Below are 26,412 nucleotides of genomic sequence, written 5' to 3' on the forward strand. Positions count from 1 at the left end.
CTCAGCATGTTGCGCACGAGGCGGAAAAGGTGCCGATGTCGGACGCAGAACTGCGCGAGGTCATGGACACCTGCAACCGTGCGGTGGCGCCGCTGGGGAAGGACGTCTCCGACAAGCGCTGGATCTCGTACATGGACGTGGTCCGGTGGTCCCAATCCGCCCGCCACATCAAGGACATGGAAGCGTTCAAGGCTGTCTGCGTGCTGAACTGCGTCACCTTCGTGTGGGACGACATGGATCCCGCGCTGCACCGGTTCGATCTCTTTCTGCCCCAGGTGAGCGCGGTGTGCGAACGCTACTACGCACCACAGGACGCGGCATTCGCCTATGAGGGAGCCCGCGCGTTCATCACCAGCGACCACATGTTCCGCGATTCGCCGATCAAGAAGACGCTCTGCAGCACCTCTCCCGAGCAGTACTTCCGGTTCCGGGTCACCGACGTCGGCGTGGACTTCTGGATGAAGATGTCCTACCCGATCTACCGGCACGCGGAGTTCACCGAGCACGCCAAGACGGGGCTCGCCGCACGCATGACCACGCGCGGACTGGCGATCGTCAACGACTTCTACTCCTACGAACGCGAGAACGCGCTCGGCCAGATCACCAACTGCTTCGAACTGTGCGACGTGGACGACGACAAGGACTTCGAGCGCTTCTTCGAGGAGCGGCTGAAGGACATGACGGAGGACATCGAATGCGTCAAAGCCTTCGACGAGACCACCGCGGACATCCTCCTGGACCTTCTCCGCGGCAACTTCGTGTGGACGACACGTGACCGGCGCTACAAGGCGGCCGTGAACGACGTCAACTCGTTCATCCGATAGGAGCCGCCCGGTGCCGAACACGATCTCTCCCCCGGCGGACCGCACTTGGCGGACCGGCAAGGCCCCCGGCGCCCTCCCGCTGCTGGGGCACGTCCTTCCGCTCTGGCGCGACCCGCTGGGCTTCCTGGCCTCACTGCCCTCCCACGGCGACGTGGTCGAGGTCCGCATCGGCCCCGGCCGCGCCTACCTCGTCAACCATCCCGAGCTGGTCAGACACGTACTGCTCCACCCGCGGGTCTTCGACAAGGGCGGGATCTTCGACAAGGCGCGGCAACTGCTCGGCAACAGCCTGTCCGTGTCCCGCGGTGAGGAGCACCGGTACCAGCGCCGGCTCGTCCAGCCCGCCTTCCGCCCGGGGAAGATCGCCGAGTACACGCGCGCCGTCGCCGACGACACGAACTCGGCGATCGCCGCATGGAGTTCGGGCGACGTACGGAACATCAGCGACGAGATGCACGCACTGCTGATGCGCGTGGCCGCGCGGACCCTCTTCTCCACGGGTCTTGACGACGCCACGATCGAAGAGGCCCGGCACTGCCTGCGAACCGTTTCCCTGGGGATCTACAAACGGGCCATGGCACCGCTGGGAGTCATGGAGAAGCTGCCCACTCCGGCGAAGCGCGCCTACGACCACGCCAACACCAGGCTGCGGGAAATCGTGGCGACGATGATCGACACCCAGCGGCGGTCCCCCTCCGACCGGCAGGATCTGGTGTCGACGCTGCTGCGTGCCGAGCATCCGGTGACCGGGGAGAAGCTCACGGACCGCGAACTGCTGGACCAGGTCGTCACGTTCCTGATCGCCGGCAGTGAGACCACGGCCTCGACGCTCGCCTTCGTATTCCACCTGATGGGGGCCTTCCCCGAGGTCGAGAAGCGGGTCCACACGGAGATCGACGAGGCCGTCGGGGACCGGGCTCCGGCCTACGAGGACCTGCCGTCACTCCCCTACACGCGCAACGTCATCACCGAGGCGCTGCGCCTCTACCCGCCGTCCTGGATGGCGATGAGGGTGGCGGTCGAGGACGTCGAACTCGGCGGCCTGCCGGTCCGGTCGGGCGCCATGGTCCTCTACAGCGCCTACGCCATGCACCGCAATCCGGAGCTGTTCCCCTCCCCGGAGACGTTCGACCCCGGGCGCTGGGAAGCGGACCGGGCCGCGCGGGTGCCCCGCGGCGCGCTGCTGCCGTTCGGCGCCGGCAGCCACAAGTGCATCGGCGACGTGCTGGCGCTCACCGAGACGACGCTCATCGTCGCGGCCATCGCGGCGGGTTGGCGGCTGCGCCCGGTGCCCGGAACCCGGCTGCGCCCGGAACCGAGGGCGACGCTCGAGGCCGGACCGCTGCCCATGATCTGCGAACGGCGTTGACCCCCGCGTGCACCCGCCCGCTTCGTGCGCCGCACCTCATGTCCCACCGGCTTTATCCCCGTCACCGCCGCAACCGAGGAGAGCTCCCGTGACCCAGTCCCTGCACGACTGCGAAGCCGTCGCCATCGACCCCGCCGGGGCCGACATCCCCGCGGAGGCGGCCCGGCTGCGGGCGCTCGGCGACCTGGTGCCCGTCGAACTGCCCGGCGGGATACGGGCGTGGGCACCGACCCGTCACCACATACTCAAGTCCTTTCTGACCGACCCGAACGTCAGCAAGGACCCCCGCCGGCACTGGGAGACCTGGCGCAGCGGTGCGCTGCACGAGAACCCCGAGGCCCACTGGATCTACAACTGGGTCGGTGTGGAGAACATGCTCACCGCCTACGGCGACGACCATTCGCGGCTTCGCAAGCTCATCGCTCCTGCCTTCACCGCCCGACGCACCGAAGCCCTGCGTCCCGCCGTCGAGACCATCACCACCGACCTGCTCGACGCGCTGCGCACCACACCGCCCGGCGAGAGGGTGGACCTGCGTGCCCACTACGCGCTGCCCCTCCCCATGCGCGTGATCTGCGATCTCTTCGGCCTCGTCGCCGGCGAAGGCGCGCAAGTGGCCGCGTTCGTCGAGGTGATGATGGACACCACCACCGCACCGGAGATCGCCGGAAAGATGCTCGCCGGCGCACGCGAAACCCTCACGCAGCTGATCGACCGCAAGCGCGCCGAGCCCGGCGAGGACCTCACGTCGGCGCTCATCGCCGCCCACGACGGCCAGGACCGTCTGAGCGAGACCGAACTCGTCGACACCCTCATCCTCCTCCTGGCGGCGGGCCACGAGACCACGGTCAACCTGATCGGCAACGCCGTCGTCGCGCTGCTGCGCAATCCCGACCAGCTCGCGGCCCTGCGCGCCGGCGACGTGCCCTGGACCAACGCCGTGGAGGAGACCCTGCGCTGGGCGCCGTCCATCGCGAATCTGCCGCTGCGGTTCGCGGTGAGCGACATCAGCGTCGGCAGCGTCACCATCCGGGCCGGCGAAGCGATCCTGACCACCTTCGGCGCCGCCGGCTGGGACCCGGAGTTCCACGGCGCGGACGCCCACCGCTTCGACGTCCGCCGCACGCCCTCCGAGCATCTGGCGTTCGGGCACGGGGCGCATCGCTGCGTCGGTGCTCCACTGGCCCGCGCCGAGGCGATCATCGCGCTTCCGGCCCTCTTCGACGCCTTCCCCGCCATGCGACTGGCGGAGGAGGAGTTCGAACCGGTGCCGTCGTTCGTCGCGCACGGCCACCGCACCCTGACGGTGCGTCTGCGTCCGTAGTGCCGCAGGCCCGGCGGGGACGGACGGCGACCGCTTCTGCGGCGCCGTCCGCCGCGCGCGGGCCCATCCGCGCTCCAGCACGCACTCTCCGGTGGGCTGCGAACGGCCCACGGTGCACGGCCAGTTGAGGGCCCGGCCTGGGGACGGCCGGAGCGGAACGACCGCCCGGCGCAGGTGGGGAGGCGAAGCCCGGGAAGGGGGTGGCGGAGTACGGGCAGGCGCAGAGTCTTCCGCCCCGTTGCCCGGCGTGATTTCCTGTGGCCCCCCACGCGCCTCACCAGGGCCTCCCCCGGCCATGCCGTCCCCCAGTGCGCGCCGCATCACAGCGCACGCATCGCTCCCCTCGGAGATCGCGTGACTTCTGACTCCGCTCCCGCCGAACCCGCCCCCGCGACGCCGCAGCCCGGGCCTGCCGGCCGTACCCGCTCCAGAGCCCTTGTCGTCGCCCTGTGCTGCGCGACGATCATCATCGACGGCTACGACCTGATCGTCTACGGCACCGTCGTGCCCAGCCTCCTGGACGGCTCGGCCGAGTGGAAACTCTCCGAGGCCGAGACCGGACGCATCGGTGCCTACGCGCTCGTCGGCATGCTCTTCGGCGCCATGATGACGGGCACCGTCACCGACCTCGTCGGCCGCAGGCGCATCATGCTCGGCTGCATCGCCTGGTTCACGGCGGCCATGGGGATCGCGGCGATCGCTCCGACGCCGGACTTCTTCGGGTTCGCACGGTTCCTCGCCGGTCTCGGGCTCGGCGGCGTCGTACCCACCGCCATCGCGCTGACCATCGAGTACGCGCACCCCAGGCACCGCAGCCGCACCAACGGCCTGATGTTCTCGGGCTATTCCGTCGGCGGCATCCTGGCCGCGCTCACGGCGATCGTCGTGATCCCGCAGCTTGGCTGGCGCGCGATGTTCTGGGTCGGCGTCGTGCTGGGCGTCGTACTCCTCCCGATCGCATGGCGGCTGCTGCCCGAGTCGGCGAGCTTCCTGCTCGCGCGGGGCCGCAGGGACGAAGCGGAGACGCTGGCCCGCCGCTACCGCCTCGCCCTAGAGGAGCCGCCCGCCGCCGGGGCCGACGCCCCTCGCGGGCTGTCCACGCTGAAGGCCCTGTTCGTTCCGCGCTACGTGGCCGGCACGCTGCTGTTCTGGCTCGGCACCGGAGTGGGGCTGCTGCTGGTGTACGGACTCAACACATGGCTCGCGCAGATCATGCGGGAGGCCGGCTATCCGCTGGGATCGGCGCTGGCGTTCCTGCTGGTGCTCAACCTCGGCGCCATCATCGGTACGCCGCTGTTCGGCGCACTCGCCGACCGCGTCGGGTCCAAGCCCGTGACGCTGGGCATGTTCCTCACCGCCGCGCTGTGCATCTTCCTGCTGAGCTTCGAACTGCCGAGCTTCCTGCTGTTCGTGCTGGTGGGCATCGCGGGTGCCTGCACGATCGGAACGACGATCCTCGTGAACGCCTACACGGCGAACTTCTATCCGGCCCACATGCGGGCCACCGGTCTCGGCTGGGCACTCGGTGTGGGGCGGCTGGGCGCCATCCTCGGTCCGATCTACGGCGCCTTCATCCTCGCCTCGGGGTGGGGACTCGACGCGAACTTCTACGCGTTCGCGGCGCCGGCCGTGCTGGGAGCGGTCTCGATGCTGCTGATACCCGCGCTGCGCAAGTAGGGCCGGGAATCAAGGGGCGACGCTGGGCCGCGCTGTCGTCCGGAGAGAGGAGAGATGCGCTGGTGATCGTCGCGGAGGCCGTCGGCCGTACGCTCGTCCGTCTCGGCGCCGACAGGGCGTTCGGGGTGGTCGGCAGCGGGAACTTCCACGTCACCGACGCAATGGTCGCCGCGGGCGCCCGGTATGTCGCGGCGCGGCACGAGAGCGGCGCGGCGGTCATGGCCGACGCCTACGCGAGGGTCTCCGGAAAGCTCGGTGTCGTCACGGTGCATCAGGGCTGCGGCCTGACCAACGCCCTGACCGGCGTCACCGAAGCGGCCAAGAGCCGTACCCCGCTCGTCGTTCTCGCCGCCGACACCCCTGCGGCGGACCTGCGTTCCAACTTCCGTGTCGACCAGGACGCGTTGGCACACGCCGTGGGCGCGCGGGCGGAGCGGGTGCACGGAGCGGACACCGCGGTCGCCGACACGGTGCGGGCCTGCCGGCTGGCGGTCTCGGGTCGGCGGACCGTCGTGCTGAACCTCCCCATCGACGTGCAGAGCCGGCAGGTTCCCGAACCGCTGCCGGAACCCGATCCACTCCGGCTGCACCGGCCGGCACCCGCGCCGGAGGCCGTGGCCGAACTCGCCCGGCTGCTGGGGCAGTCGCGCCGTCCCGTCTTCATCGCGGGTCGCGGTGCGCTCCCCAGGCCCTGCGCGGAGGAGGCGGAGGAGAGGTCCGCCGCGGACGCGCTGCGTGAACTCGGCGCCGCCACGGGCGCGTTGCTCGCGACCTCGGCCGTCGCGCGCGGTCTGTTCCACGGCGATCCCTGGTCCCTCGATGTCTCGGGCGGCTTCTCGTCGCCCTTGGCGGCCGAGCTGATCTCGGAAGCGAACCTTGTCGTCGGCTGGGGGTGCGCCCTCAACAAGTGGACGACGCGCCACGGTTCGCTGATCGCGGCGGACGCGTCCCTGGTGCAGGTGGACGTCGAGGCCGAGGCGATCGGGGCACACCGCCCCGTCGACCTCGGCATCGTGGGCGACACCGCGGCGACGGCCTCGGCGGTGACGGCGTTGCTCGCCGGCGACGAACGCTCCCCTGCGCGGGGCCAGTTGCAGAACGGCCGACGGGGTTACCGGTCGCCCGAGGTGGGAGCACGCATCGAGCGCGAACTCGCCTGGAACACCGTGCCCTACACGGACGATTCGACGGGCGAGAACATCGATCCGCGCACGCTGTCCATCCGGCTCGACCAACTGCTGCCGCGCGAGCGCGTTCTCGCCGTCGATTCGGGCAACTTCATGGGCTATCCGGCCATGTTCCTGTCCGTGCCGGACGAGCGGGGTTTCTGCTTCACGCAGGCGTTCCAGTCGATCGGGCTCGGCCTGGCCACCGCCATCGGAGCCGCCCTTGCCCGGCCGGACCGCCTTCCGGTGGCCGCGCTCGGGGACGGCGGTGCGCTCATGGGCGTCTCGGAGCTGGAGACGGTGGTCAGGCTGGGTCTGCCCATGGCGGTCGTCGTCTACAACGACCGCGCCTACGGCGCCGAGGTGCACCACTTCGCCGGCGACGGCGTCGACCTGAGCACCGTGACCTTCCCCGACACCGACATCGCCGCGCTCGCCCGCGGCCTCGGCTACACCGCCGTGACGGTGCGCGGCGAAGGCGACCTGGAGCCCGTCGCCGCATGGGTGGACGGGCCGCGCAGCACGCCGCTCCTGGTCGACGCCAAGATCACATCGACGGAGGGCTCCTGGTGGCTGAAGGAGGCCTTCCGCGGGCACTGACGTGTTCCGACGGCCCGACCGGACGCCCTGCCCCGACACCGAACCTGACGTGTGCCGTCGTCGCCGACCGTCCGCGGCCGGGCCCTGCGGTCTCGCACCGGACGTGGCTCCTCATCGCGGCATGATGCACTGGCAGTGCACCGATGACGTGACCGCTGTGACCGGCGACGACCAATGGGGGGCCTGTGCGGGAATATCTACTGACGCTGTGCGTCACGGCTGCCGTCACGTACCTGCTCACCGCCCCGGTGCGTAAGTTCGCCATCCTCATCGACGCCATGCCGCAGATCCGTGCACGTGACGTGCATCGTGAACCCACTCCGCGACTGGGCGGGATCGCGATGTTCGGAGGGCTGTGCGCGGGACTCCTCGTGGCCGGCCAATTGACGAACATTCACGAGGTCTTCGAGACGACGAGCGAGCCGCTGGCACTCCTCTCCGGCGCTTCCGTGGTCGGGCTGCTCGGCGTGCTGGACGACAAGTGGGGCCTCAGCGCGCTGCTCAAGCTCGGTGGCCAGGTGATCGCCGCAGGGGTGATGGTCCTGCAAGGGCTGACGGTCCTGTGGCTGCCGATTCCCGGGGTCGGCCCAGTCCCGCTGTCGGAGGAACAGGGGATGTTCCTCACCGTGACGGTGGTCATCGTCACGATCAACGCCGTGAACTTCGTGGACGGCCTGGACGGACTCGCCTCCGGCATCGTGTGCATAGCGGCAATGGCCTTCTTCATGCACGCCTACCGCATGTGGTACGGCTACGGCATCGAAGGGGCCGCTCCCGCAACGCTGTTCGCGGCCGTCCTGATCGGCATGTGCCTGGGATTCCTGCCGCACAACATCCATCCGGCACGGATATTCATGGGTGACTCGGGGTCGATGCTCATCGGGCTGGTGATCGCCGCGAGCGCGGTGTCCGTGACCGGCCAGGTCGACTCGGACCTTCTCGTCGAGAGGGCGGGCAGCTCCCGCGAAGCCACGCACGCGATGATGCCGGTCTACATTCCGCTGCTGCTGCCGCTGACGGTCATCGCCCTCCCGGTCGCGGATCTGCTTCTGGCGATCGTGCGCCGCGTCTGGAAGGGGAGGTCGCCCTTCGCCGCCGACCGCGGCCATCTGCACCACCGGCTGCTGGACATCGGGCACTCGCACCGCCGCGCCGTCTTCGTCCTGTACTTCTGGTCCGCGCTGATCGCCTTCGGAACGATCGCGCTCTCCGTGCACGACGGAAGCGTGTGGGTCGCGGCCGGCATCGTCCCCTTCGGCTTGGTGGGCCTCGTCCTGTTGCTGCTGCCCCGCCTGGCGCCACGCCGGGCTCGGCGTCCGGGAACAGCAGGGAGCACTCCCCGAACGCAGGACGCGTACGACGCCGAACGCCGCGAGCTCAGCGGGACGGCCGAGGGCGGACCGCATCAGCCGTGACGTGAGGACTGCCGCAGGTCATCGCCGGATGATCTCTGGCTGACATCCGCCCTTGTGCACGGGCTTCGTCCCGATGAATCATGATCAGCGATGCCCGCCAATACGCTGCAGCTTCCGACCGATGACGGACAGGCCGACGCTTTCGCCGCCTTCCCCGAGCCCGGCCAACGGCACCCGGGAGCCGCAGGTGTCCGCTACAGCTCCGAGGTCTACCCCGGCACCATCCACGGCTTCACCATGTCCGACACCGACACGTTCGACGCCTCGGCGCTGCAGCGCCATTGGGACCGCCTGCTTCCCCTCCTCGACCGCACCCTGAACAACGCCTGAGCCTCCGGCGGGAGTTCAGCGCCATCGAACGTTCAGGCGCTCGGGGAGCCGACTCGGCTCTCCCGACTTGCCGGGCGAGCCGGAATTCGTCGGCTTCACGGATGAGTTCCTGAGAGCGGAACCGGTGCAACTCGAAGCAGTTCGTCCTCCGCCTGCACCCGTGTCAACGCACGCCGCGAAGGGCGCGCCGTTGAAGCTGCGCCATCTTGCAGCGGATGAGGTCATTTTCGGCGCGGTACGGCTCCGTCCTGCCAGCGGTAGAGGTCGCGCAGCAGGGAAATCTCGGCGCCGTGATGGATCAGCTCCCTGTTGACGTGCAGGACGATGCCCTCCATGGGAAACCGCTCGGGACCCACCGTGGGCGGATTGTCCAGGTCAGCGTCCGACAGTTCGCGGACCCCCGCGTTCCATCTCCCATACATCTCATCGAGCTGTTCCAGCGCCTCGTCAGCGGTCCCCGCGTAGGCGAATGTCTGGGAGTCGACGTCCTGGCCGCCGAAGTGCCATCCGACCCGGTAGCCCAGGCAGGAGACGATGATGTGCGCCAGCCGCCAGGCAATCGTGGTCACCGGCGCCGGCACCGGGTCAGGGGACGCGGAGTCCATCGTCCACTTCCCCGAACCTGCCGACATCGGTGCGGCCGACGTGCCACGTGGCCGGATGCTCCAGCAGCCACGCACGGGCTCCCAGAAGTACTCCTCATCGGCAAGACCGTGCAGCCGCGGCCGCAGGTTCTTGTGCCAGTGCCGGTCCAGTTGGTCCGCGATTCGCTCGCTTCTTGTCACTTCCGCACACTACATACGACGGAGACCTGGCTGCGCCCCTCGCGCAATGACCCAAATGTGACAGCTCGCCCCGGGCTCCCGGGATGCGTCAGTCCACGCGGCAGTCGTCCACGTCCACCCGGGTCATCGCCTTGGGATAGCGGCGGGCGAAGTCGACGTAGACATCCACCCCGTGGTCGACCCGGCCCTTGAGCCGGTCGTCCGGCAGGGGCTTCACCCGGCCCGGGACCCCCAGCACCATCGAGTGTTCGGGCACGTCGAGCCCTTCGGGTACGAGTGCCGCGGCGGCGACGACCGAACCGGTGCCCACGACGGCCCTGTTGAGCACCGTCGACATGGACGCGATCAGGCAGCGGTCTGCGACCGTGCAGCCCTCAAGGTGGGCGTTGTGCCCGACGACGCACTCGTCCCCGATGATGGTGGGCCACTCCTTCGTCGTGTGGATGATGGTGCCGTCCTGGATCGACGTCCGTGCCCCGACCTCGATCCGGCCGTGGTCGCCCCGCAGAACGGCACCCGGCCACACCGACGACTCGGGGCCCAGGCTGACGTGCCCGATCAGCACCGCGTCGGGGTGGACGTAGGCGTCGGCACTCACCCGCGGACGTACTCCGTCGAACGCGTAGACAGGCATGCGTCACTCCCTTTCGGGGTCGAGGCCGTGGTAGACGCGCATGGCGTTCTCCCCCAGCACAAGCGGCACCGTCTCGTCGGAGAACCCCAGCCCGGCAGCAGCCCGAGCGTTCACGGCGGTTCCGGGGACACCGGGCCAGTCGGTGCCGAAGATCCACTTGCGCGCGAGCCTGTTCAGATCATGGCGTGCGTAATACGTCGTCAGGCGCTTGGGGGGCAGTCCGGACAGTTCGATCCAGACGTTCTCGTTCGAGAGCGCGAGGAACGCCGCGGCGTCGTACCACCAGCCCCGGCCCCCGTGTGCGAGGACGACCTTGAGATCGGGGAACATCCTGAGCACCGGGTAGAGCTGCGTCGGGTCCGCGTTCTCGTTCATCGACCCCGGGAAGGACGACGTCCCGCAGTGCATCACGAGCGGGACGTTCCGCTCGACGAGCACCGAGTACGCCGGAAACAGCGCGGGATCGTCCAGGCGGAACCCACCGTGCACGGGGTGCAGTTTGAGCGCGGCCGCACCCAGGTCGAGCTGCCGCCGCAGCTCCCGGTCGACCGGGAAGTGCAGATGCGGGTTGACGTTCGCGACGGGACGGAAGCGCCGCGGGTTCTGCTCGATGAGCGGCAGCAGGTCGTCGAAGTGCTGGTAGCCCGTGGCCTTCGGGCTGTACTCGCAGAACAGCAGCGCCACATCGACGCCTTCGGCGGCGAACAGGCTGTCCAGCTTCGCCGGGTCCGGGTTGCCGTCCGCGTCCCAGACGAGTCCCAGCACGCCCTCGGGCCCGAAGTCACGTGCCCACTGCGACCATGCGGGGGCGATCGAGGACAGCAGGGGCACGTGCACATGGGCGTCGACCAGGAGATGACCGTCCAACATCCGTGGAACTCCTGCCTAGTTGCCGGGGTGCTTCGAGACAAGCGGAGTGTCGACGCCGATGTCGCCGGTCAGCCGCGAGCCGCCGGGTGTGCCTATCGGCTCGTCCCGGCCGGGCAGCACCTCGCTGAAAAAGGTTCTGTTGTCCTCGATGAACTCCTGCTGCTCCTCCGGTACCCGGCGGTCCTGGGAGATCGCTTCCACGGGGCACACGGGTTCGCAGGCGCCGCAGTCTATGCACTCCTTGCCGTTGATGTAGAGCTTGCGCTCGCCGACGTAGATGCAGTCGACCGGGCACTCCTCGACGCAGGACTGGTCGGTGATGTCGATGCAGTCCGACATGATCACGTAGGGCATCGTGGTGTCCTCCTCAGGCCGCCGCCGCGGCGACGGGTGCCTCGTCGGTGCTGTGTCCGGGGAACAACGAGGCCTCGGGGTCGAGATGCACCGCGGCGTTGTTGACCGCGGTGGCCACCTCGCCGAAGCCGACCGAGATCAGACGCACCTTGCCCGGGTACTCGGAGATGTCCCCTGCCGCATAGACGCCGGGCAGGTCGGTCGCCATTCTCGAATCGACCATGAGGTGGCGGTTGTCGTGCAGGTCGAAGCCCCACTCGCGCATCGGCCCGAGGTCGGCCAGGAAGCCGAGCGCGGCCACGACCCGCTGTGCGGGCAGCACGAAGGGGTCCTGGTTCTTCGGGGTCACTTCGACCTTCTCTATCGTTCCGTTGCCCTCGATGCGGGTCACCTGTGCGTCGGTCATCACCGTGGCGCCGCAGGAGCGCACCGCGTCGACGGTGGCGGCGTGCGCGCGGAAGGCGGTCCGCCGGTGCACGAGCGTCACCGACCTGGCGATCGGCTTCAGCGCGAGCACCCAGTCGCAGGCGCTGTCGCCACCGCCGACCACGACGACGTCGGTGCCGGTGAAGTCGCCGAGCGACGGCACGAAGTACGACAGCCCGCGGCCGAGGAAGTCCTCCCCGGCCGGCAGCGGCCGGGGAGTGAAGGTGCCGATGCCGCCGGTCACCACGACCGCGCCGCAGTCGATCACCGTCCCGTCGGACGCCGTCAGCCGGAACCGGTCCGGGCCGTCGCCGGACGGGACGGACTCCAGCGACCGGGCCTGCCTGCCGAGGAGGTACAACGGGCTGTACCGGTCGGCCTGTTCGACGAGGTTGTCGACGAGCTCCCGCCCCCGCACGCTGGGAAAGCCCGCGATGTCGAAGATGGGCTTCTCCGGGTACATCGCCGTGACCTGGCCCCCCGGTTCGGGCAGTGAGTCCACCAACGCGACGCGCAGCCCGCGGACGCCGGCGTAGTAGGCGCCGTACAGCCCGACGGGTCCCGCTCCGACGAGCACGAGGTCCACCTCGTGGCGGTCGCCGGAGGGAGTCTGCTCCCCACTGGTCATCTGCTCCTCCTGCATGGTGCTCGCGCTCAGCTGACGGCTTCGGGCTCGGCGGACGTCCGGGCGGCGCTTTCCGCCGGGGGGCCCGCGGCGCCGGCTTCGGCGGCCATCTGACGGATCTTGAAGCGCTGCAATTTGCCGCTCGCGGTGCGCGGCAGCGTCTCCACGCACACCACGCGGCGGGGCGCCTTGAAGTGGGCGAGGCCGTCCCGGCAGAAGCCGATCAGGTCCTCGGGTGTCGCGGTGGCACCCTTCGCGAGCACCACGTAGCCCACCGGCTTGTCCAGGCCCTCGCCGTCCGGTACGCCGACCACGGCGGCCTCGATCACATCCTCGTGCTCGATCAGGCGGCTCTCGACCTCGCCCGGCGACACCCAGATGCCGCCGGCCTTCAGCATGTCGTTGGAGCGGCCGAGGCAGGTGTAGCGGCCCTCGTCGTCGCGCACGTAGGTGTCTCCGGTGGCCAGCCAGTCGCCCTGGAAGACATGGCGGCTGGTCTCGGTACGGCACCAGTAACCCGTCGCGATCGACTGGCCCTTGACGTACAGCGAACCCGGCTCGCCGGGGGGACGCACGGTGCCGCGCTCGTCCCGTATCTGCAACTCGTAGCCGGGCACCGGGAATCCGCTCGTGCCGGGACCGATGTCGTCGGGCCGGTTCGACAGGAAGATGTGCAGGGCCTCGGTGGAGCCCAGGCCATCGATGATCTTCACGCCGAAGTGCTCCTGCCAGCGGTGCAGCAGCGGCGCCGGCAGGGCCTCACCGGCCGAGACGGCAAGACGAACCGACGACATCAGGTCCGCTGGCAGATCGGCGGCCAGCATCCCCGCGTAGAAGGTGGGGACGCCGAAGAAGAGGGTCGGCCGGTCGGCGCTCACCCGCTCCGCGATCACCTCCGGGGTGGGGCGCCGCGGTTCCAGCACGGTCGTCGCACCGGCCGAGAGGGGGAAGAACGCCGAGTTGCCGATCCCGTAGGCGAAGAAGAGCTTCGCGACGGACAGGCACCGGTCGTCGGGATGTATCCCCAGTACCTGCTGCCCGTACGTCTCGCACACGTGCCGGATGTTGACGTGCCGGTGCATCGCGGCCTTCGGCATGCCGGTCGTTCCGGAGGTGTAGAGCCACAGCGCCGGTGTGTCCTCGACGGTGCCGGCGAGCGGGCCGTCCGGCGGTGCGAGCCCGCCGGTGAACTCCGCCCACGGCAGCCGCACCACCCGCTGAGGCACCTCCGGTTCGGCCTCCCCCACCACGACGAGGTGGCTCACGTCGGGTGACGCCAGCACCGCCTCGCCGCATGCCTCGGCGAACTCCGAGGTGCACACGAGCACACGGGCTCCGCAGTCGGCGAGGATGGCGCCGAGCTCCTTGCCGGTCAGCATCGTGCTCACCGGTACGGCGACCAGCCCGGCGCGGAAGGCGCCCAGGATGGTCGTCAGCAGTTCCGGGGTGTCGGACATGCAGCACATCACGCGCTCGTCGCGGTGCATGCCGATGCGCAGCAGCGCACCGGCCACGCGGGCGGTCTCCGCGGACAGCTGCGCGTAGGTGATGTCCCCTTCCGCGTGGCGGACGGCGGTGTGGTGGCCGCGCCCGCCGTCGAGGTGCCGGTCGACAAGGTAGCTGGCGGCGTTGAAGGACCGTGAGGGCATGGACATGGGCTCTGCGCCTCCTTCTTCCTCGGCTCGGCGGTCCGTCAGACCCGCTTGACGTCGAAGTCGGCGCGCTTCCCGGTACCGAAGCGGCGCAACGCGCCCTCCGGTCCGGAGGCGTTGGGACGGTTGAAGATCCAGTTCTGCCAGGCGGTCAGCCGGCCGAAGATCTTCGTCTCCAGCGTCTCGGGCCCCACGAAGCGGTGGTTGGCCTCCATGCCGGTCAGGGCGTCCGGGGAGAGCGAGGCGCGCTCCTCGAGCACGATGCGCAGCTCGTCCTCGTAGTCGATGTCGTCGAGTGCCATGGTGACGAGGCCGAGTTCGGCCGCGTCGTCGGCGGTGAGCGGTGTCCCGGTGCGGGCGATTGCCGCCTCCAGGTCCTCGTCTGCCGCGTAGAAGCGCGACTGAAGCCGGCTCAGGCCGTTGCCCATCGGGTAGGCGCCCTGATTGGCCCGGCCGACGACGAGGGCCGCCGGCTCCGCGTCGGGGTCGACATCCTCGAAGACCCCGGCCAGCATGTACTGCCGGTCGCAGGCCAGCGCGAGCTCCAGCAGCGTCCCCGCGAAGCAGCTGCCCGGCTCGATCAGCGCGACGAGGCTGCGGCTGGTGACGTCGAGGCGCTTGAACGTGCGCTTGAGGTAGTGCCGCACCTCGTTGACGAACCAGTCGTCGGCGAGGTCGTCGAGCTGTGCGTCGTGGGCGAGCACCGTGCCGGCATCGCCCGCCGTGCGGAACACCCAGGTACCGAGCTCGAGTTCGTTGGTGCGCAGTCGCAGGATCAGGTCGTCGAGCTCGCGGGCGAGCGCGAGCGGCCAGTAGTCCGTGCCCTGTTCACGTGCTGCTGCGGCGTCGGCCGGCGGTTCACCGGCGGGCGCCTCGACCGTGATCTCGACTCGGCGCTGGTCGCGCAGCAGTTGCGCCTTGACGTGGGGGTAGCTGATCGAGTCGCTCGTCTCCGTGCGGTCCAGCGGCGTCAGTTGGACGCCCTGCGCGTCCGACGGGCGGTGTGAGCGCTTCGCGGCCTCCTCGGCCCGCGACTTCACCTCGGCGTCGAACCGGCCGCGGGAGACGGCGGCGTCGACCAGCTTCCACTCGACGGCGGTGTTGCCCTTGATGCCTTCGGACTTGGTGGCGAAGATGTCGGCCCGGTCCTTGCGGACGTGCCGCTTGTCGACCACGCGGGTCAGGCCGCCGGTTCCGGGCAGCACGCCCAGCAGCGGCACCTCCGGCAGCGCGACCGCGGACGAGCCGTCGTCGACGAGCACGATCTGCTCACAGGCCAGGGCGATCTCGTAACCACCGCCGGCGGAGGTGCCGTTGACGGCGGCGATGTAGGTCTGCCCGGAGTGCTCCGTGGCGTCCTCGAACCCGTTGCGGGTCTCGTTGGTGAACTTGCAGAAGTTCACCTTCCAGGCGTGCGTGGACTGGGCGAGCATCTTGATGTTCGCTCCCGCGCAGAACATCCGCTCCAGGCCTCCCGTGATCACCACGGACTTGACCCGCGGGTGCTCGAACCGCAGCCGCTGCACGGCGTCGTAGAGCTCGATGTCGACGCCCAGGTCGTAGGAGTTGCTCTTGAGCTCGTAGCCCGGGACGATCCCGCCCTCCTGGTCCACGAGCAGCGTGAGCGTCGCGATCTCGCCGTCGACGTCGAGCTTCCAGTGCCGGTACCGGCCGGGCGAGGTGTCGAACGAGACCTTGGGTGCCGCCTCGGGGGCCGGAGCCGCCTCGACGTCCGCAGCGCCCGCTTCGGTTACGGGCGGCTGGGTGCTGGGTTCGACCGCGGCGGTCATCGAACTCCTCCAAACGATCGGGTCACTAGAGTTATGACTCTACAATGACATGGCGAGTCGTCAATAGTAAGTAGCATGTCTTTCTGACGGGCCGGTCCGGGACAACCCCCGGCCGGACTAGAATCCGGGTGTTCCTCCCGGCCTCTTCGAAAGGACCCCACGCCGTGGCCGCTGCCGGCAGCACCGCAGAGAGCCCATCGCGCACGGGGCGCGCCTGGCCCGGCTCCACGAGCGCGCGCTCCTTGCTGCTGACCGTGCTCGGAGAATTCGTGCTGCCCCGCCACGAGCCGGTGTGGACGGGCGCGCTGCTGCGGGCACTGGAGTCCCTCGGCATCGAGGAGAAGGCGGCACGGCAATCGCTGGCCCGCTCCTCCACCGAGGGGCTGCTGGTCTCGGACCGGGTCGGCCGGCGCACCCGCTGGAGCCTGACCTCGAACGGTGAACAGCTGCTGGAGGAAGGCACCGAGCGGATCTACTCGTTCATGCGGCACACCCGGCGCTGGGACGGCCGGTGGCTGGTGCTGGCGGTGACGGTGCCCGAGACGCAGCGACGACTGCGGCACAAGCTGCGCACCCGGCTCACCTGGGCCGGCATGGGGTCACCGGCGCACGGGCTGTGGGTGGTGCCCGACGCGGAGCGGGCGGACGAGGTCAAGGCCATCGTTCGGGAGCTCGGCATCGAGCACAGCACCATGTCCTGGACGGGCCCTTCGGCCGGGATCGGCGACCCACAGGACGTCGTGGCCGCCGCCTGGCCACTCGACAAGATCGAGACGGCGTACGGCGAATTCGTCGAGCAATTCGGCAGTCTGGAAGTGAGCGGCCAGCAGGAGGCGTTCGTCGCCCAGGTGCATCTGGTGCACGCCTGGCGGCGCTTCCCCGCGCTGGACCCGGCCCTTCCCGCGGAGCTGCTCGATCACGACTGGCCCGGCCCCGACGCCGCCACGCTCTTCCACCGCCGCCACGAGCGCTGGCACCGCCGCGCCCAGGCCTACTGGGAGCATCTGTGCGCCGGGGCCGACGACCGCACCTGACGCACGGAGCGCCCGGCCCGCCTGCGGACCGGGCGCTTTGCGGCAGTGCGCGGGTACGCGGTGACTCCGCGCCTGCTCAGTTGTCCTCCTGCCAGAAGCGCACGTAGTCGAACTCCACGCCCAGCTTGTTGATGCCCTGCGCGGGCGGTGCGATCCACCCGGCGAACTCGCCCGGCTCGTACACGGGCCGCATCAACGACCGCACGTCGGCCATGTCCTGCTCCGAGGGCAGCCACTCGTGGACCTTGGCGTCCCACTGTTCCTGGGTGAGCACCTCGCCGTCGGGGCTGACCTTGCTGTCGGCGTACACACCGACCTGGCGGTTGAAGCCCTCGTGCGGGAGCGTCAGGCGGTGCGGCAGCCCGGCGTCCTCCAGCGCCTGGTTCCAGCGTCGGATGCCGTTCTCGCAGTCGGCGACGTACTCATCGCGCAGGTCGAGGTTGAGCGCGTTGAGCAGCGGGACGGTCTCGGTGACCAGTTCGCCGTTCTCGACCTTGGTCATCTCACGCGTCTGGTCCTGCAGTTGGTGGTCGTCCTTCCGCCGGCGCTCCTGCCAGCGGCCCTTCAGCCCGGCGGTGTAGTACGCCGCCGCGTTCGAGGAGAGCTCGGAGCCGAACAGGTCCATGGAGACGGAGAACTGCTGGTTCAGGTACTTCTGGATGATCGCGAACGGGATCCCGCCGTGCTGAAGGATGTCGTCGGTGCCGTGCTCCTTCATCAGCTCGGCGGTCCGATCGACGACGCGCTGGATCCCGGTGGTGCCCACGAACATGTGGTGGGCCTCTTCCTTGAGCATGAACTCGCAGGTGCGGGCGAGCGGATCGAAGCCGCTCTCCTTCAACGTGCCGAGCTGGTACTTCCCGTCGCGGTCGGTGAAGTAGGTGAACATGAAGAAGTTCAGCCAGTCCGTGGTGTCCTCGTTGAAGGCGCCGAGGATGCGCGGGTTGTCGTAGTCCCCGCTGTTGCGGCGGAGCAGCTCCTCCGCCTCCTCGCGTCCCTCGCGTCCGAAGAACGCCTGCAGCAGGTAGACCATGGCCCACAGGTGACGGCCCTCCTCCACGTTGATCTGGAAGAGGTTGCGCATGTCGTACAGGCTCGGCGCGGTGGCCCCCAGCTGCCGTTGCTGCTCCACGCTGGCCGGCTCGGTGTCCCCCTGGACGACGATGAGCCGCTGCAGCTCCGCGCGGTACTCGCCGGGGACCTCGGTCCAGGCCTTCTCGCCCTTGTGCTGACCGAAGGTGATCTCGCGGTCCGGGTCGGTCTCGGCGAGAAAGATGCCCCAGCGGTACTCCTCCATCGGCACGAAGTCGTAGACCGCCCACCCGTCGCGGTCGATGGCGACGGCGGTGCGCAGATAGACCTCCTTGGTCGGCACCTGCGGGCCGAGGCTCTTCCACCAGTCGATGAACTTCGGCTGCCAACGCTCGAGCGCCCTCTGGAGCTTGCGGTCGCCGGCCAGATCGACGTTGTTGGGGATCCGCTCGCTGTAGTCGATCCTGCTCACCGGGCCGGTGGGCTCGGGTGCGGCTCCCAGGCGGTCATCCGTCGTCGTCATCCGCTCTTGCCCTTCTCTCCGGGTACAACCGTTAGTCCACGACTATTAATCGTCACGTCAGTTGAATGTAGCACGTCTGCTCAGGATGCGGTCCCCGCGAGAGCGTCCAGGACGCGCGGTGCTGCCTGAACTGCCGTGCGCTGGAGGTGATGTGCGACAGCACGCAGGCCGCCTTCCTCCTCACCGCCGCCCGCGCGGCCGGGCCCGCCGTGCACGAGCTGCGGCATCGGGGTGCCGTGGCCGGTGCTCTCGCCGGCGTCGTCGCGGTCGAGCACGAGGATGCGTCCGTGGTGCGCCGCGGCGCCGAGCACGATCTCGCGCACCGTCTCGTCGTCGTGGGAGACGACCGAGGCGACGAGCGAGCCCTCTCCGCGTGCCAGCAGGTCCACCGCGTGCGCGGGATCGCGGTAGCCCATGAGCGTGCTCACCGGGCCGAACGCCTCGACGGTGTGCGGTTCCGGACGTGCCGGGTCGTCACAGCGCAGCAGCGTGGGCGCCATGAACGCACCCGTCGTGGAGTCGGCGCCGGCGACCTCGGCCGGCGGCCCGCCGCCGGTGACCACCGTGGCGGCCGTCTTCAACCGGTCCACGGCCGCGAGCACTTCGCCGCGCTGGGCCTGCCCGACGAGGGCGCCCATGGTGACGCCTTCCGCCCCGGGTGCGCCGATGACGACCTTCGCGAGGCGGTCGGAGACCGCGTCGGAGACCTGGTCCAACAGCTCCTCGGGCACCAGCGCCCGCCGGATCGCCGTGCACCTCTGTCCCGCCTTGCAGGTCATCTCGTGGACGAGGGCGTCGGCGAAGAGCTCGAACTCGGGGGTGCCGGGGACCGCGTCCGGACCGAGCACGGATCCGTTGAGCGAGTCCGCCTCGGCGTTGAACCGCACCGAGAGCGCGGTCACGGCCTCGTGCCCGCGCAGCTTGGCGGCGGTGCCGGCCGAGCCGGTGAAGGACACCAGATCCTGCCCGCCGAGGTGGTCGAGCAGGTCGCCGATCCCGCCGCACACGAGCTGCAGCGCACCGTCGGGCAGCAGGCCGGTCTCGTCGAGGATGCGGACGGCGTGTTCGGTGACGTAGGCGGTCTGCGTGGCCGGCTTGACGATGGTGGGCACCCCGGCGATCAGCGCCGGCGCCAGCTTCTCCAGCATCCCCCAGACGGGGAAGTTGAACGCGTTGATCTCCACCACGACGCCGCGCCGCGGGGTCAGGAGGTGCCGTCCGGCGAACGTGCCGCCCTTGCCGAGGGGTTCGGCGTCGTCCTCCGCGAGCACGTTTCCGTCCGGCAGCTGCTTGGCTCCCTTGCCCGCGAAGACCAGAGCGGTGCCGATACCTCCGTCGACGTCGACGGAGGCGTCCGCGGCGGTGGCGCCCGTGCGCGCGGACAGCTCGATCAGTTCCTGGCGCCGTTCCTTCAGCGCGAGCGCCAACTGCTTGACCAGCGCGGCCCGTTCGGCGAAGCCGCTCTGCCTCAGCGCCGGGCCGCCGACCTCGCGGGCGTACGCCACGGTGGCCGCGGTGTCGAGGCCGTTGCTCGAGACCGCGGCCACCGGCTCGCCGGTGACAGCGTCGGTCACCTCCAGTCCACGACCCTCGGGGGCCCACCAGGCTCCGCGGGTCCAGCTGTGCAGTGTTCGTGCCACGACCGCTCCTTCGCGGGGGTTGTCACCAGGCGCGGAAGCGCTGATCCCGCGCATGCCTCGCGTCCTGACCGTCCTCAAACACGCTACATATCCATGACGCGTCGCGTAAAGAACGTGGCATTGTTCATCTGCCGGGCCTGGCCGAGAGGACCCATGCGACGCGGCCCGCAGCATGCGGACCACATCGCGGTCTCCTTCGCTTGCGGCGGGAGGCGCGCGGCTCAGCCGGCCAGGTACTCGTGCATCAGGCGCACGGCCGTGGACCCCTCACCCACCGCCGAGGCGACGCGCTTGATGGACCCGTTCCGTGTGTCCCCGGCCGCGAACACACCGGGCATGCTCGTCTCCAGCACCATGGGGTCCCGGTGCAGGGTCCAGCCCGCGGAGGAGTCCTCACGGACTTCGTGGCCGGTCACCAGATAGCCCTGCTCGTCGCGTTCGATGCTGCCCTGCAGCCACTGCGTGTGCGGTTCACCGCCGATCATGATGAACAGCCCGGTTGCCGGGACCCGCTCGACGGTGTCCGCCTCACGGTCCAGGAGCGTCACGTGTTCCAGGCGCCCGTTGCCGCCGCCGCCGACGACCTCGGTGCCGTGGCGGACGATGATGTTCGGCGTCGCCTCGACGGCGCCCACCACGTATGCGGATGCGGATTTCGCCAGGCTGTCACCCCGTACCACCAAGGTGACCGTGCGAGCGTGCTTGGCCAGGTGCACCGCGGCCTGGGCCGCGGAATTGCCGGCACCGACGATGAAGACGTCCTGGTCCCTCATGGAACGGCTCTCGCCGACGACCGTGCCGTAGAACACGCCCGAGCCGACCAGGGCTTCCAGAGCGGGGACACCCAGACGCCGCCAGTCGACCCCGGTGGCGATCAGCACCGTGCGTGCGTTGATCTCGGAGCCGTCGAGCATGTGCACAATTCGCCGGTCGCCGCGGCGTTCGAGCGCGACCGCCTGCTGCGCGAAGACGATGTGAGTCCCCATCAGCCACGCCTGCTCGCAGGTCTGAGCCATGAGATCGTCTCCGGCGATGCCGTGGGGGAACCCCGGGTAGTTCCTGATCATCGGGCTCGTCCCGGCCTGTCCGCCGGACATGGCCTGCTCCAGGAGCACGGTGTCGAGTCCTTCGGACGCCGCATAGACGGCCGCCGTCAGTCCGGCGGGCCCCGCGCCGACGATGGCGACGTCGCAGACGTCCATGTCGTTGGTGACGTTGACCCCGAGCGCGCGCGCCAGATCGGGAAGTTGGGGGTGGATGAAGGCCTGACTGTCGTACCGGACCACCGCAGGCAGGTTCGACGCGTCGATGCCGGCTTCCCTCATCAGGCGCTGTCCGGCCTCCTCTTCGGCCGGATAGATCGCGAACGGCAGGTTGAAGCGGGCCATCACCTCGCACACCTGCTGCACACTGCTGTCGTCCTTCGCCGCGACGACCCGGAACAGCTCGAAGACGGGTTCCTGGTCCCGCGTCCACGAGGACAGGAACTCGCTCATCGCGCGGTAGAGCATTTCGTCGTCCACCCACGGCCGCACGATGTGGTAGTCGGCGCGGTCGAGCGCGATCGCCTGGACGGCCGGACTGGTCGACGAGTAGTCGCGGTCCACGAGCAGCACACGCTTGGCGCGCGGATACAGCTTGTGTGCCCGTGTGAGTACGTCGATCGACTCGTCGTCCACGAGCAGCAGTGCGAGGGATTCGCCGGACTGTGCCAGGTCCCCCACGGCGACGAGCGCAGCATCCACCGAGCCCGCGCCCCGCACCGTGAACGCTCTGCCGAACCGTCGCGTGAGGTCGGCCAGCAGAACACGGAGTGAGCTCGGGTCGTGATCCACGACGAAGATGACTGGCCACGTCACCCCTCCAAGGCTAGTGGCGCCCGGCGCGAAATGCCTGGTGACAGCGGGTCGCCGACCGTGACCGTCCGGACGCCCGGGCCGCCTTCAGAAAGCCGCCAGGCCTGCGGAGTCACCGTTCCCCGGGCGCGTGAGCCGCCGCGGATCGGCCCTACCGGCATTCCCCGCGCCGTGGATGGGGATATCTCAAGCAAACAGAACGTGTACATGTCAGTCGCCTGCGAGGCCGCCGAGGCGGCAGAAAGGACGTGCTGAGGTGATGGGACCTCCTCGGCCCCTCGTCCGGGTCGCGACCGCCCTGGTGTTCTCCGCCGCGCTGACGATGCCGGCCCCCGGCCCGCTCCCCTCCGGGGAGGCGACAGCCTACGCCTCCTCGTCGGGCACCCAGGACAACCGTCCGTGGACCGACAGATCGCTCAGCCCCGAGGAGCGTGCCGATCTGCTGCTGGACGCGATGACCCTCGATGAGAAGGTCCGCATGCTGCACGGCACCGTCGGCTCCCCCGTGCCCACCACGGGCTATATCGCGCCGATACGGCGCCTCGGGGTGCCCGGCGTGACGATGACCGACGGACCCGCCGGCGTCCGCAACGGACAGCAGGCCACAGCGCTGCCGGCCCCCGTCGCGCAGGCCGCCAGCTTCGACACCGAGGTGGCGCGGGAGTACGGGCGCACCCTCGGGCGCGAGGCACGCGCGAGAGGTCAGATGCAGGTCTTCGGGCCGGGCACGAACATTCAGCGGGTCCCCGTGAACGGCCGCAACTTCGAGTACTACAGCGAAGACCCCTACCTCGCGGGCACCATGGCGGGCGCCGACGCCACCGGCATCCAGTCGCAGGGCGTCATCGCCACCGTCAAGCACTTCATGGCCAACAACCAGGAGACGGACCGCATGACCGTCTCGGCCGACATCGACGAACGCACGCTGCACGAGATCTACGGCAAGCCCTTCGATCTCGCGGTGCAGAAGAGCAGGCCGGGTTCCGTGATGTGCTCGTACAACCGCGTCAACACCGTCTATGCCTGCTCCAACTCTCAGACCCTGCGCACGATGCTGCGCTCCCGGTTCGGCTTCGACGGGTACGTGGTCTCCGACTACCCCTCCACCCACCGCACTTCCGACCTCGCCGCCGGCCTCAACGTCGAACTGCCCCTGCCGGTGCTCGTCAACTCCCTCACCGTCCGCGCCGCGAAACTCAGGGGCGCGCTCCCCCAGGAGGCCATCGACCAGCGCGTACGTGAAGTGCTCACCGTCCTGTTCAGGTTCGGCTTCTTCGAGCGCGACGGCACGGCCACGTCCCCGGTCGACGAGGCGGCGGGGAACGCCACGGCGCAGCACGTTGCCGAGCAGAGCGCCGTCCTGCTCAAGAACGACGAGGCCCTCCCCCTGACGGGCTCCGCGAAGAGGATCGCCGTCATCGGCTCCGCCGCCGCGGACTCGGTGCAGGGCGGCGGCAGCAGCAAGGTCGACCCGCTCTCGGAGGACACGGCGCTCGGCGCGGTCAGGAAGCGCGCCGGCGACTCGGCCCAGGTCACCTACCACGACGGGAGACTTCCCGGGCTCGCGGCGAAGGCCGCGAGGTCGGCGGACGTGGCTCTCGTCTTCGCACAGGACAAGGAGGAAGAGGGAAGCGACCGCGCCGACTTGTCCCTGCCCGGCAACCAGGACGAGCTGATCGCGAAGGTGGCCGAGGCGAACCCGCGGACGATCGTGGTGCTCCAGACCGGCGGTCCCGTGCTGATGCCCTGGCTGCCGCAGGTCAAGAGCGTTCTGGAGACCTGGTATCCGGGCGCGCGCGGGGGCGCCGCCACCGCGCGGCTGCTGTGGGGGGATGTGAACCCCTCGGGCAAGCTCCCCCAGACCTTCCCGGTCCGCGAGGACGAGGTGCCGGCGAACACCAAGGCGCAGTACCCGGGTGTGAACGGCACGGCGCACTACACAGAGAGGGTCGACGTCGGCTACCGCTGGTACGACGGGACGGGCACCGAGCCCCTCTTCCCCTTCGGGCACGGCCTGTCCTACAGCAGCTTCGCCTACTCGGACCTGCGGCTGGAGAAGAACTCCGGCGGGCCTGACGACCCGGTGGAGCTGTCGTTCACGGTCACCAACTCCGGGACGCGCGCGGGCTCCGAGGCACCACAGGTGTACGTCAGCAAGCCGGACACCGAGGTGGACAGCCCGCCCAGGGAACTGGGCGGCTACCGGAAGGTGAGTCTGGAGCCCGGTGAGAGCAAGGAGGTGCGGGTCTCGGTCGACCCGCAACAGCTGTCCTACTGGGACACGGGCTCCGACGAGTTCCGAGTGCGCAAGGGCGAGTACGGGATCGCCGTCGGCTCCTCGTCGCGCGCACTCCCGCTCGACGCCTCCTACCGGGTCGAGTGAGGCCCGTCGGCCCGGCGAGCGGTGGGCGCGACGACGTACCGGCCCGCCCCGGGAGCGGTGACCCGGAGGCGGGCCGGTCGACGATTCGGGACCGATCAGGTCGGTCGTTCAGGACCGTGAGCCGTCAGAGGTAGCCGAACACCGGCGGGAAGACCAGGGCCACCACCCATGCCCACACGGCATACACCGGGAGGTAGTTGGTCTGCCAGCTCTCCAGCGCCGCGAACGGAGTGCGCCGCCGGACGAAGCCCAGCACCAGCCATGCCGACCAGGTGAGGTTGGCCAGCAGGATGATGTTCTCGCCGAGTGCCGCCGCCTTGTTGGGTGTGGTGCCGTACTCGGTGATGCGTCCGGTGATCTCCACCATCACCAGCACGTCGATGGCGAGCGCGCTGACCACGAGGGCGACCTGCAGCTTGTCGAACAGGCCGGGCGAGGCCAGCGGATCGCGGGCCGAGATCGAGTAGAGCAGCAGCCCGAGCACCACGACCAGCAGAAGGTCGAAGAGGATCAGCGCCTCCCGCTCCACGTCGATGCCGGCGCTGGTCACGCCGAAGGCCACGAGGAAGGCCAGCATCACCAGGGTGACCAGCGGGGTGAACAGCCGCGCCAGCACCGGCGCCATGTTCTCCACGACGCTCTGCTTGGCCTCGACGAGCCACCCGCCAACCACCACCGCTGACACGCCCCCGCAGGGAAGCAGCCACTGGACGACGAAGTCCTCGGGGTTCACCCCGATGGCCTTGAACGTCCCGAACACGAGCGACATCAGCACGCCGCCGCCGGCGGCGATGAGCGAGAGATAGACGAACCATTCGCCGGTGAAGCGGATGAAGTCCATGCGCCGGCGCGTCGATCGCAGGTCGTCGGCGACATACGCCAGACCGACCGCGAACCACAGGGCGATGGGCAGATGGATGCCCGTCAGGACCGCCGACTGGGAGTCGTCCGCGAGCGAATAGACATTGGCCGCCACGGCGCCGAGCGCGAACAGCCCGACCAGAATTCCGATCACCGGTCGTGCGGCGCGACGGCGCCAGGCCAGGAAGGCCGCGAGCCACGGCAGCGCGAACAGGCTGAAGTTACGGCCGTAGAAACCGGGGTCATCCTCGAAGCTCATGCCGAAGAGCGCCGGAAGCTTGACGGACATCGCCGCTCCCGCAACGCAGATGATCATGGCGTACACATCACGCCGCGACCGGTCGTCCGCCGCCGCGCTGTCGGCCTCGCCGGTCAACACCAGCTGTTTCCATAGCCGTTCGGAATGCTCGCGGGCGAACTCGCGGGAGAGATCGTCCAGGCCGCCCATGCGTTTGACCGCGACCAGGAACGCCTCGTCGGGGCGCAGGCCGACGGCTATGAGCTCGTCGACGGAGTCCCGCAGGTGGTCTTCGAGCTCATCGGCGTCGGACTGCCGCAGCTCCGGGCGGCGTTGCACGTAGTGGCGCCACTGAGCGAACTGGCCCTCCAGGTCGTCCTGACCGTCCAGCGCTGTCATGCCGGGCCCTCCAGCGGTATTGCCGTCAACGTCTTCAGATCGCCGGTGCCGAGCCAGACCTGCTTGAGCGCGTCCACGACCGTGTCCCATTGCCGGCGTTGCTCTGCGAGCTCGGCCAGGCCGCTGTCCGTGATGCGGTAGTACTTGCGCCGCCGCTCGCCAGTGACCGCCTGCCAGCTCGACTCCACATGGCCGAGGCGCTCGAGCCGGTGCAGCAACGGGTAGAGCAGCCCCTCCGTCCAGTCCAGCTCTCCGCCGGACAGCTCGTTGATCCGTCTGAGGATGGCGTAGCCGTAGCTCTCCCCCTCGGCCAGGATGCCCAGCACCATCGGCGTCGCAGAAGCGGCGACGAGATCCTTGGTGACCCTCACGAGACCTCCCTGCGGCCCATACCTAGGACCCTGATGCATAGTAGCGCTAGGTATCAATCCGCGACAAGGAACCGGATCTTCCACGGGGACGGGGCAGTACGGGGCGATTCCTCGCGGCATCGGCTGCGCGGCGGGGAGGGATATGGCCGGGCGACGCCGAAGAAGGGCGTGAGGCGGACACGGGGGTGCCTGCATCCCGGCAACAGGACGAGTGCCGCGCTCACTTCGTACCGA

20 protein-coding genes and 1 pseudogene are annotated in these 26,412 nt (G+C 69.5%); 9 read left to right on the top strand and 12 right to left on the bottom strand.

The window, feature by feature from the left end:
• Positions 1-35: 35 nt before the first annotated feature.
• The 7 genes and pseudogenes from G4Z16_RS02345 to G4Z16_RS02375 all read left to right on the top strand — a co-directional run.
• Positions 36-824: a terpene synthase family protein gene (locus G4Z16_RS02345; protein WP_246530639.1), complete on the top strand. Its 789-nt coding sequence runs from the start codon at positions 36-38 to the stop codon at positions 822-824.
• A gap of 10 nt (positions 825-834) precedes the next feature.
• Positions 835-2,193 (top strand): cytochrome P450, encoded by a 1,359-nt coding sequence (locus G4Z16_RS02350; protein ID WP_246530640.1) that lies wholly within the window; start codon positions 835-837, stop codon positions 2,191-2,193.
• Between the two features lie 88 nt (positions 2,194-2,281).
• Positions 2,282-3,517 carry a cytochrome P450 family protein gene (locus G4Z16_RS02355; RefSeq protein WP_246530641.1) on the top strand — a complete coding sequence of 412 codons (1,236 nt, stop codon included), beginning with the start codon at positions 2,282-2,284 and terminating at the stop codon, positions 3,515-3,517.
• A 354-nt stretch (positions 3,518-3,871) separates the two neighbouring features.
• Positions 3,872-5,194 (top strand): MFS transporter, encoded by a 1,323-nt coding sequence (locus G4Z16_RS02360; RefSeq protein WP_197348929.1) that lies wholly within the window; start codon positions 3,872-3,874, stop codon positions 5,192-5,194.
• Between the two features lie 62 nt (positions 5,195-5,256).
• On the top strand, positions 5,257-6,960 hold the full coding sequence (locus G4Z16_RS02365) for a thiamine pyrophosphate-binding protein (RefSeq protein ID WP_197348930.1): 1,704 nt from the start codon (positions 5,257-5,259) through the stop codon (positions 6,958-6,960).
• 185 nt (positions 6,961-7,145) lie between these two features.
• Positions 7,146-8,375 (top strand): MraY family glycosyltransferase, encoded by a 1,230-nt coding sequence (locus G4Z16_RS02370; protein WP_197348931.1) that lies wholly within the window; start codon positions 7,146-7,148, stop codon positions 8,373-8,375.
• A gap of 180 nt (positions 8,376-8,555) precedes the next feature.
• Positions 8,556-8,705 (top strand): annotated as a pseudogene (locus G4Z16_RS02375) (dienelactone hydrolase family protein); the annotation flags it as partial.
• 221 nt (positions 8,706-8,926) lie between these two features.
• Here G4Z16_RS02375 and G4Z16_RS02380 read toward each other — a convergent pair.
• The 7 genes from G4Z16_RS02380 to boxC form a co-directional block, all read right to left on the bottom strand.
• Positions 8,927-9,490 (bottom strand): DinB family protein, encoded by a 564-nt coding sequence (locus G4Z16_RS02380; RefSeq protein WP_197348932.1) that lies wholly within the window; start codon positions 9,488-9,490, stop codon positions 8,927-8,929.
• 88 nt (positions 9,491-9,578) lie between these two features.
• On the bottom strand, positions 9,579-10,124 hold the full coding sequence (locus G4Z16_RS02385; protein ID WP_197348933.1) for a gamma carbonic anhydrase family protein: 546 nt from the start codon (positions 10,122-10,124) through the stop codon (positions 9,579-9,581).
• A gap of 3 nt (positions 10,125-10,127) precedes the next feature.
• A complete protein-coding gene (locus G4Z16_RS02390) occupies positions 10,128-10,994 on the bottom strand; it encodes an amidohydrolase family protein (RefSeq protein ID WP_197348934.1) in 867 nt (288 codons plus the stop codon).
• 15 nt (positions 10,995-11,009) lie between these two features.
• Complete coding sequence (gene fdxA / locus G4Z16_RS02395) at positions 11,010-11,348, bottom strand: ferredoxin (RefSeq protein WP_197348935.1); 339 nt, start codon at positions 11,346-11,348, stop codon at positions 11,010-11,012.
• Positions 11,349-11,361: 13 nt separating this feature from the next.
• Positions 11,362-12,402: an NAD(P)/FAD-dependent oxidoreductase gene (locus G4Z16_RS02400; RefSeq protein WP_197348936.1), complete on the bottom strand. Its 1,041-nt coding sequence runs from the start codon at positions 12,400-12,402 to the stop codon at positions 11,362-11,364.
• A 26-nt stretch (positions 12,403-12,428) separates the two neighbouring features.
• Positions 12,429-14,054, bottom strand: a complete 1,626-nt coding sequence (locus G4Z16_RS02405) for a benzoate-CoA ligase family protein (RefSeq protein ID WP_197348937.1) — start codon at positions 14,052-14,054, stop codon at positions 12,429-12,431.
• A 38-nt stretch (positions 14,055-14,092) separates the two neighbouring features.
• Complete coding sequence (gene boxC, locus G4Z16_RS02410) at positions 14,093-15,841, bottom strand: 2,3-epoxybenzoyl-CoA dihydrolase (protein WP_197348938.1); 1,749 nt, start codon at positions 15,839-15,841, stop codon at positions 14,093-14,095.
• Positions 15,842-16,005: 164 nt separating this feature from the next.
• Here boxC and G4Z16_RS02415 point away from each other — a divergent pair, with 164 nt between their 5' ends.
• Positions 16,006-16,875: a PaaX family transcriptional regulator gene (locus G4Z16_RS02415; protein ID WP_197348939.1), complete on the top strand. Its 870-nt coding sequence runs from the start codon at positions 16,006-16,008 to the stop codon at positions 16,873-16,875.
• Positions 16,876-16,951: 76 nt separating this feature from the next.
• Here the strand turns inward: G4Z16_RS02415 and boxB are convergent, their stop codons facing one another.
• The 3 genes from boxB to G4Z16_RS02430 all read right to left on the bottom strand — a co-directional run bounded on the left by boxB (position 16,952) and on the right by G4Z16_RS02430 (position 21,929).
• Positions 16,952-18,430 (bottom strand): benzoyl-CoA 2,3-epoxidase subunit BoxB, encoded by a 1,479-nt coding sequence (gene boxB, locus G4Z16_RS02420; protein ID WP_197348940.1) that lies wholly within the window; start codon positions 18,428-18,430, stop codon positions 16,952-16,954.
• A gap of 80 nt (positions 18,431-18,510) precedes the next feature.
• A complete protein-coding gene (gene paaZ / locus G4Z16_RS02425) occupies positions 18,511-20,070 on the bottom strand; it encodes a phenylacetic acid degradation bifunctional protein PaaZ (RefSeq protein ID WP_197348941.1) in 1,560 nt (519 codons plus the stop codon).
• Between the two features lie 221 nt (positions 20,071-20,291).
• Positions 20,292-21,929, bottom strand: coding sequence for an NAD(P)/FAD-dependent oxidoreductase (locus tag G4Z16_RS02430; protein ID WP_197348942.1), 1,638 nt, complete (start codon positions 21,927-21,929; stop codon positions 20,292-20,294).
• 256 nt (positions 21,930-22,185) lie between these two features.
• Between G4Z16_RS02430 and G4Z16_RS02435 the strand changes: the two genes are divergently transcribed.
• Positions 22,186-24,309, top strand: coding sequence for a beta-glucosidase family protein (locus G4Z16_RS02435; protein WP_197348943.1), 2,124 nt, complete (start codon positions 22,186-22,188; stop codon positions 24,307-24,309).
• A 124-nt stretch (positions 24,310-24,433) separates the two neighbouring features.
• Here G4Z16_RS02435 and G4Z16_RS02440 read toward each other — a convergent pair whose 3' ends face one another.
• Positions 24,434-25,807 (bottom strand): permease prefix domain 1-containing protein, encoded by a 1,374-nt coding sequence (locus G4Z16_RS02440; protein WP_197348944.1) that lies wholly within the window; start codon positions 25,805-25,807, stop codon positions 24,434-24,436.
• Complete coding sequence (locus G4Z16_RS02445; protein ID WP_197348945.1) at positions 25,804-26,178, bottom strand: PadR family transcriptional regulator; 375 nt, start codon at positions 26,176-26,178, stop codon at positions 25,804-25,806. Before G4Z16_RS02445 ends, G4Z16_RS02440 begins: the two co-directional genes overlap by 4 nt.
• Positions 26,179-26,412 lie beyond the last annotated feature (234 nt).

Source organism: Streptomyces bathyalis (assembly GCF_015910445.1).
In the GTDB taxonomy this organism is placed as follows: domain Bacteria; phylum Actinomycetota; class Actinomycetes; order Streptomycetales; family Streptomycetaceae; genus Streptomyces; species Streptomyces bathyalis.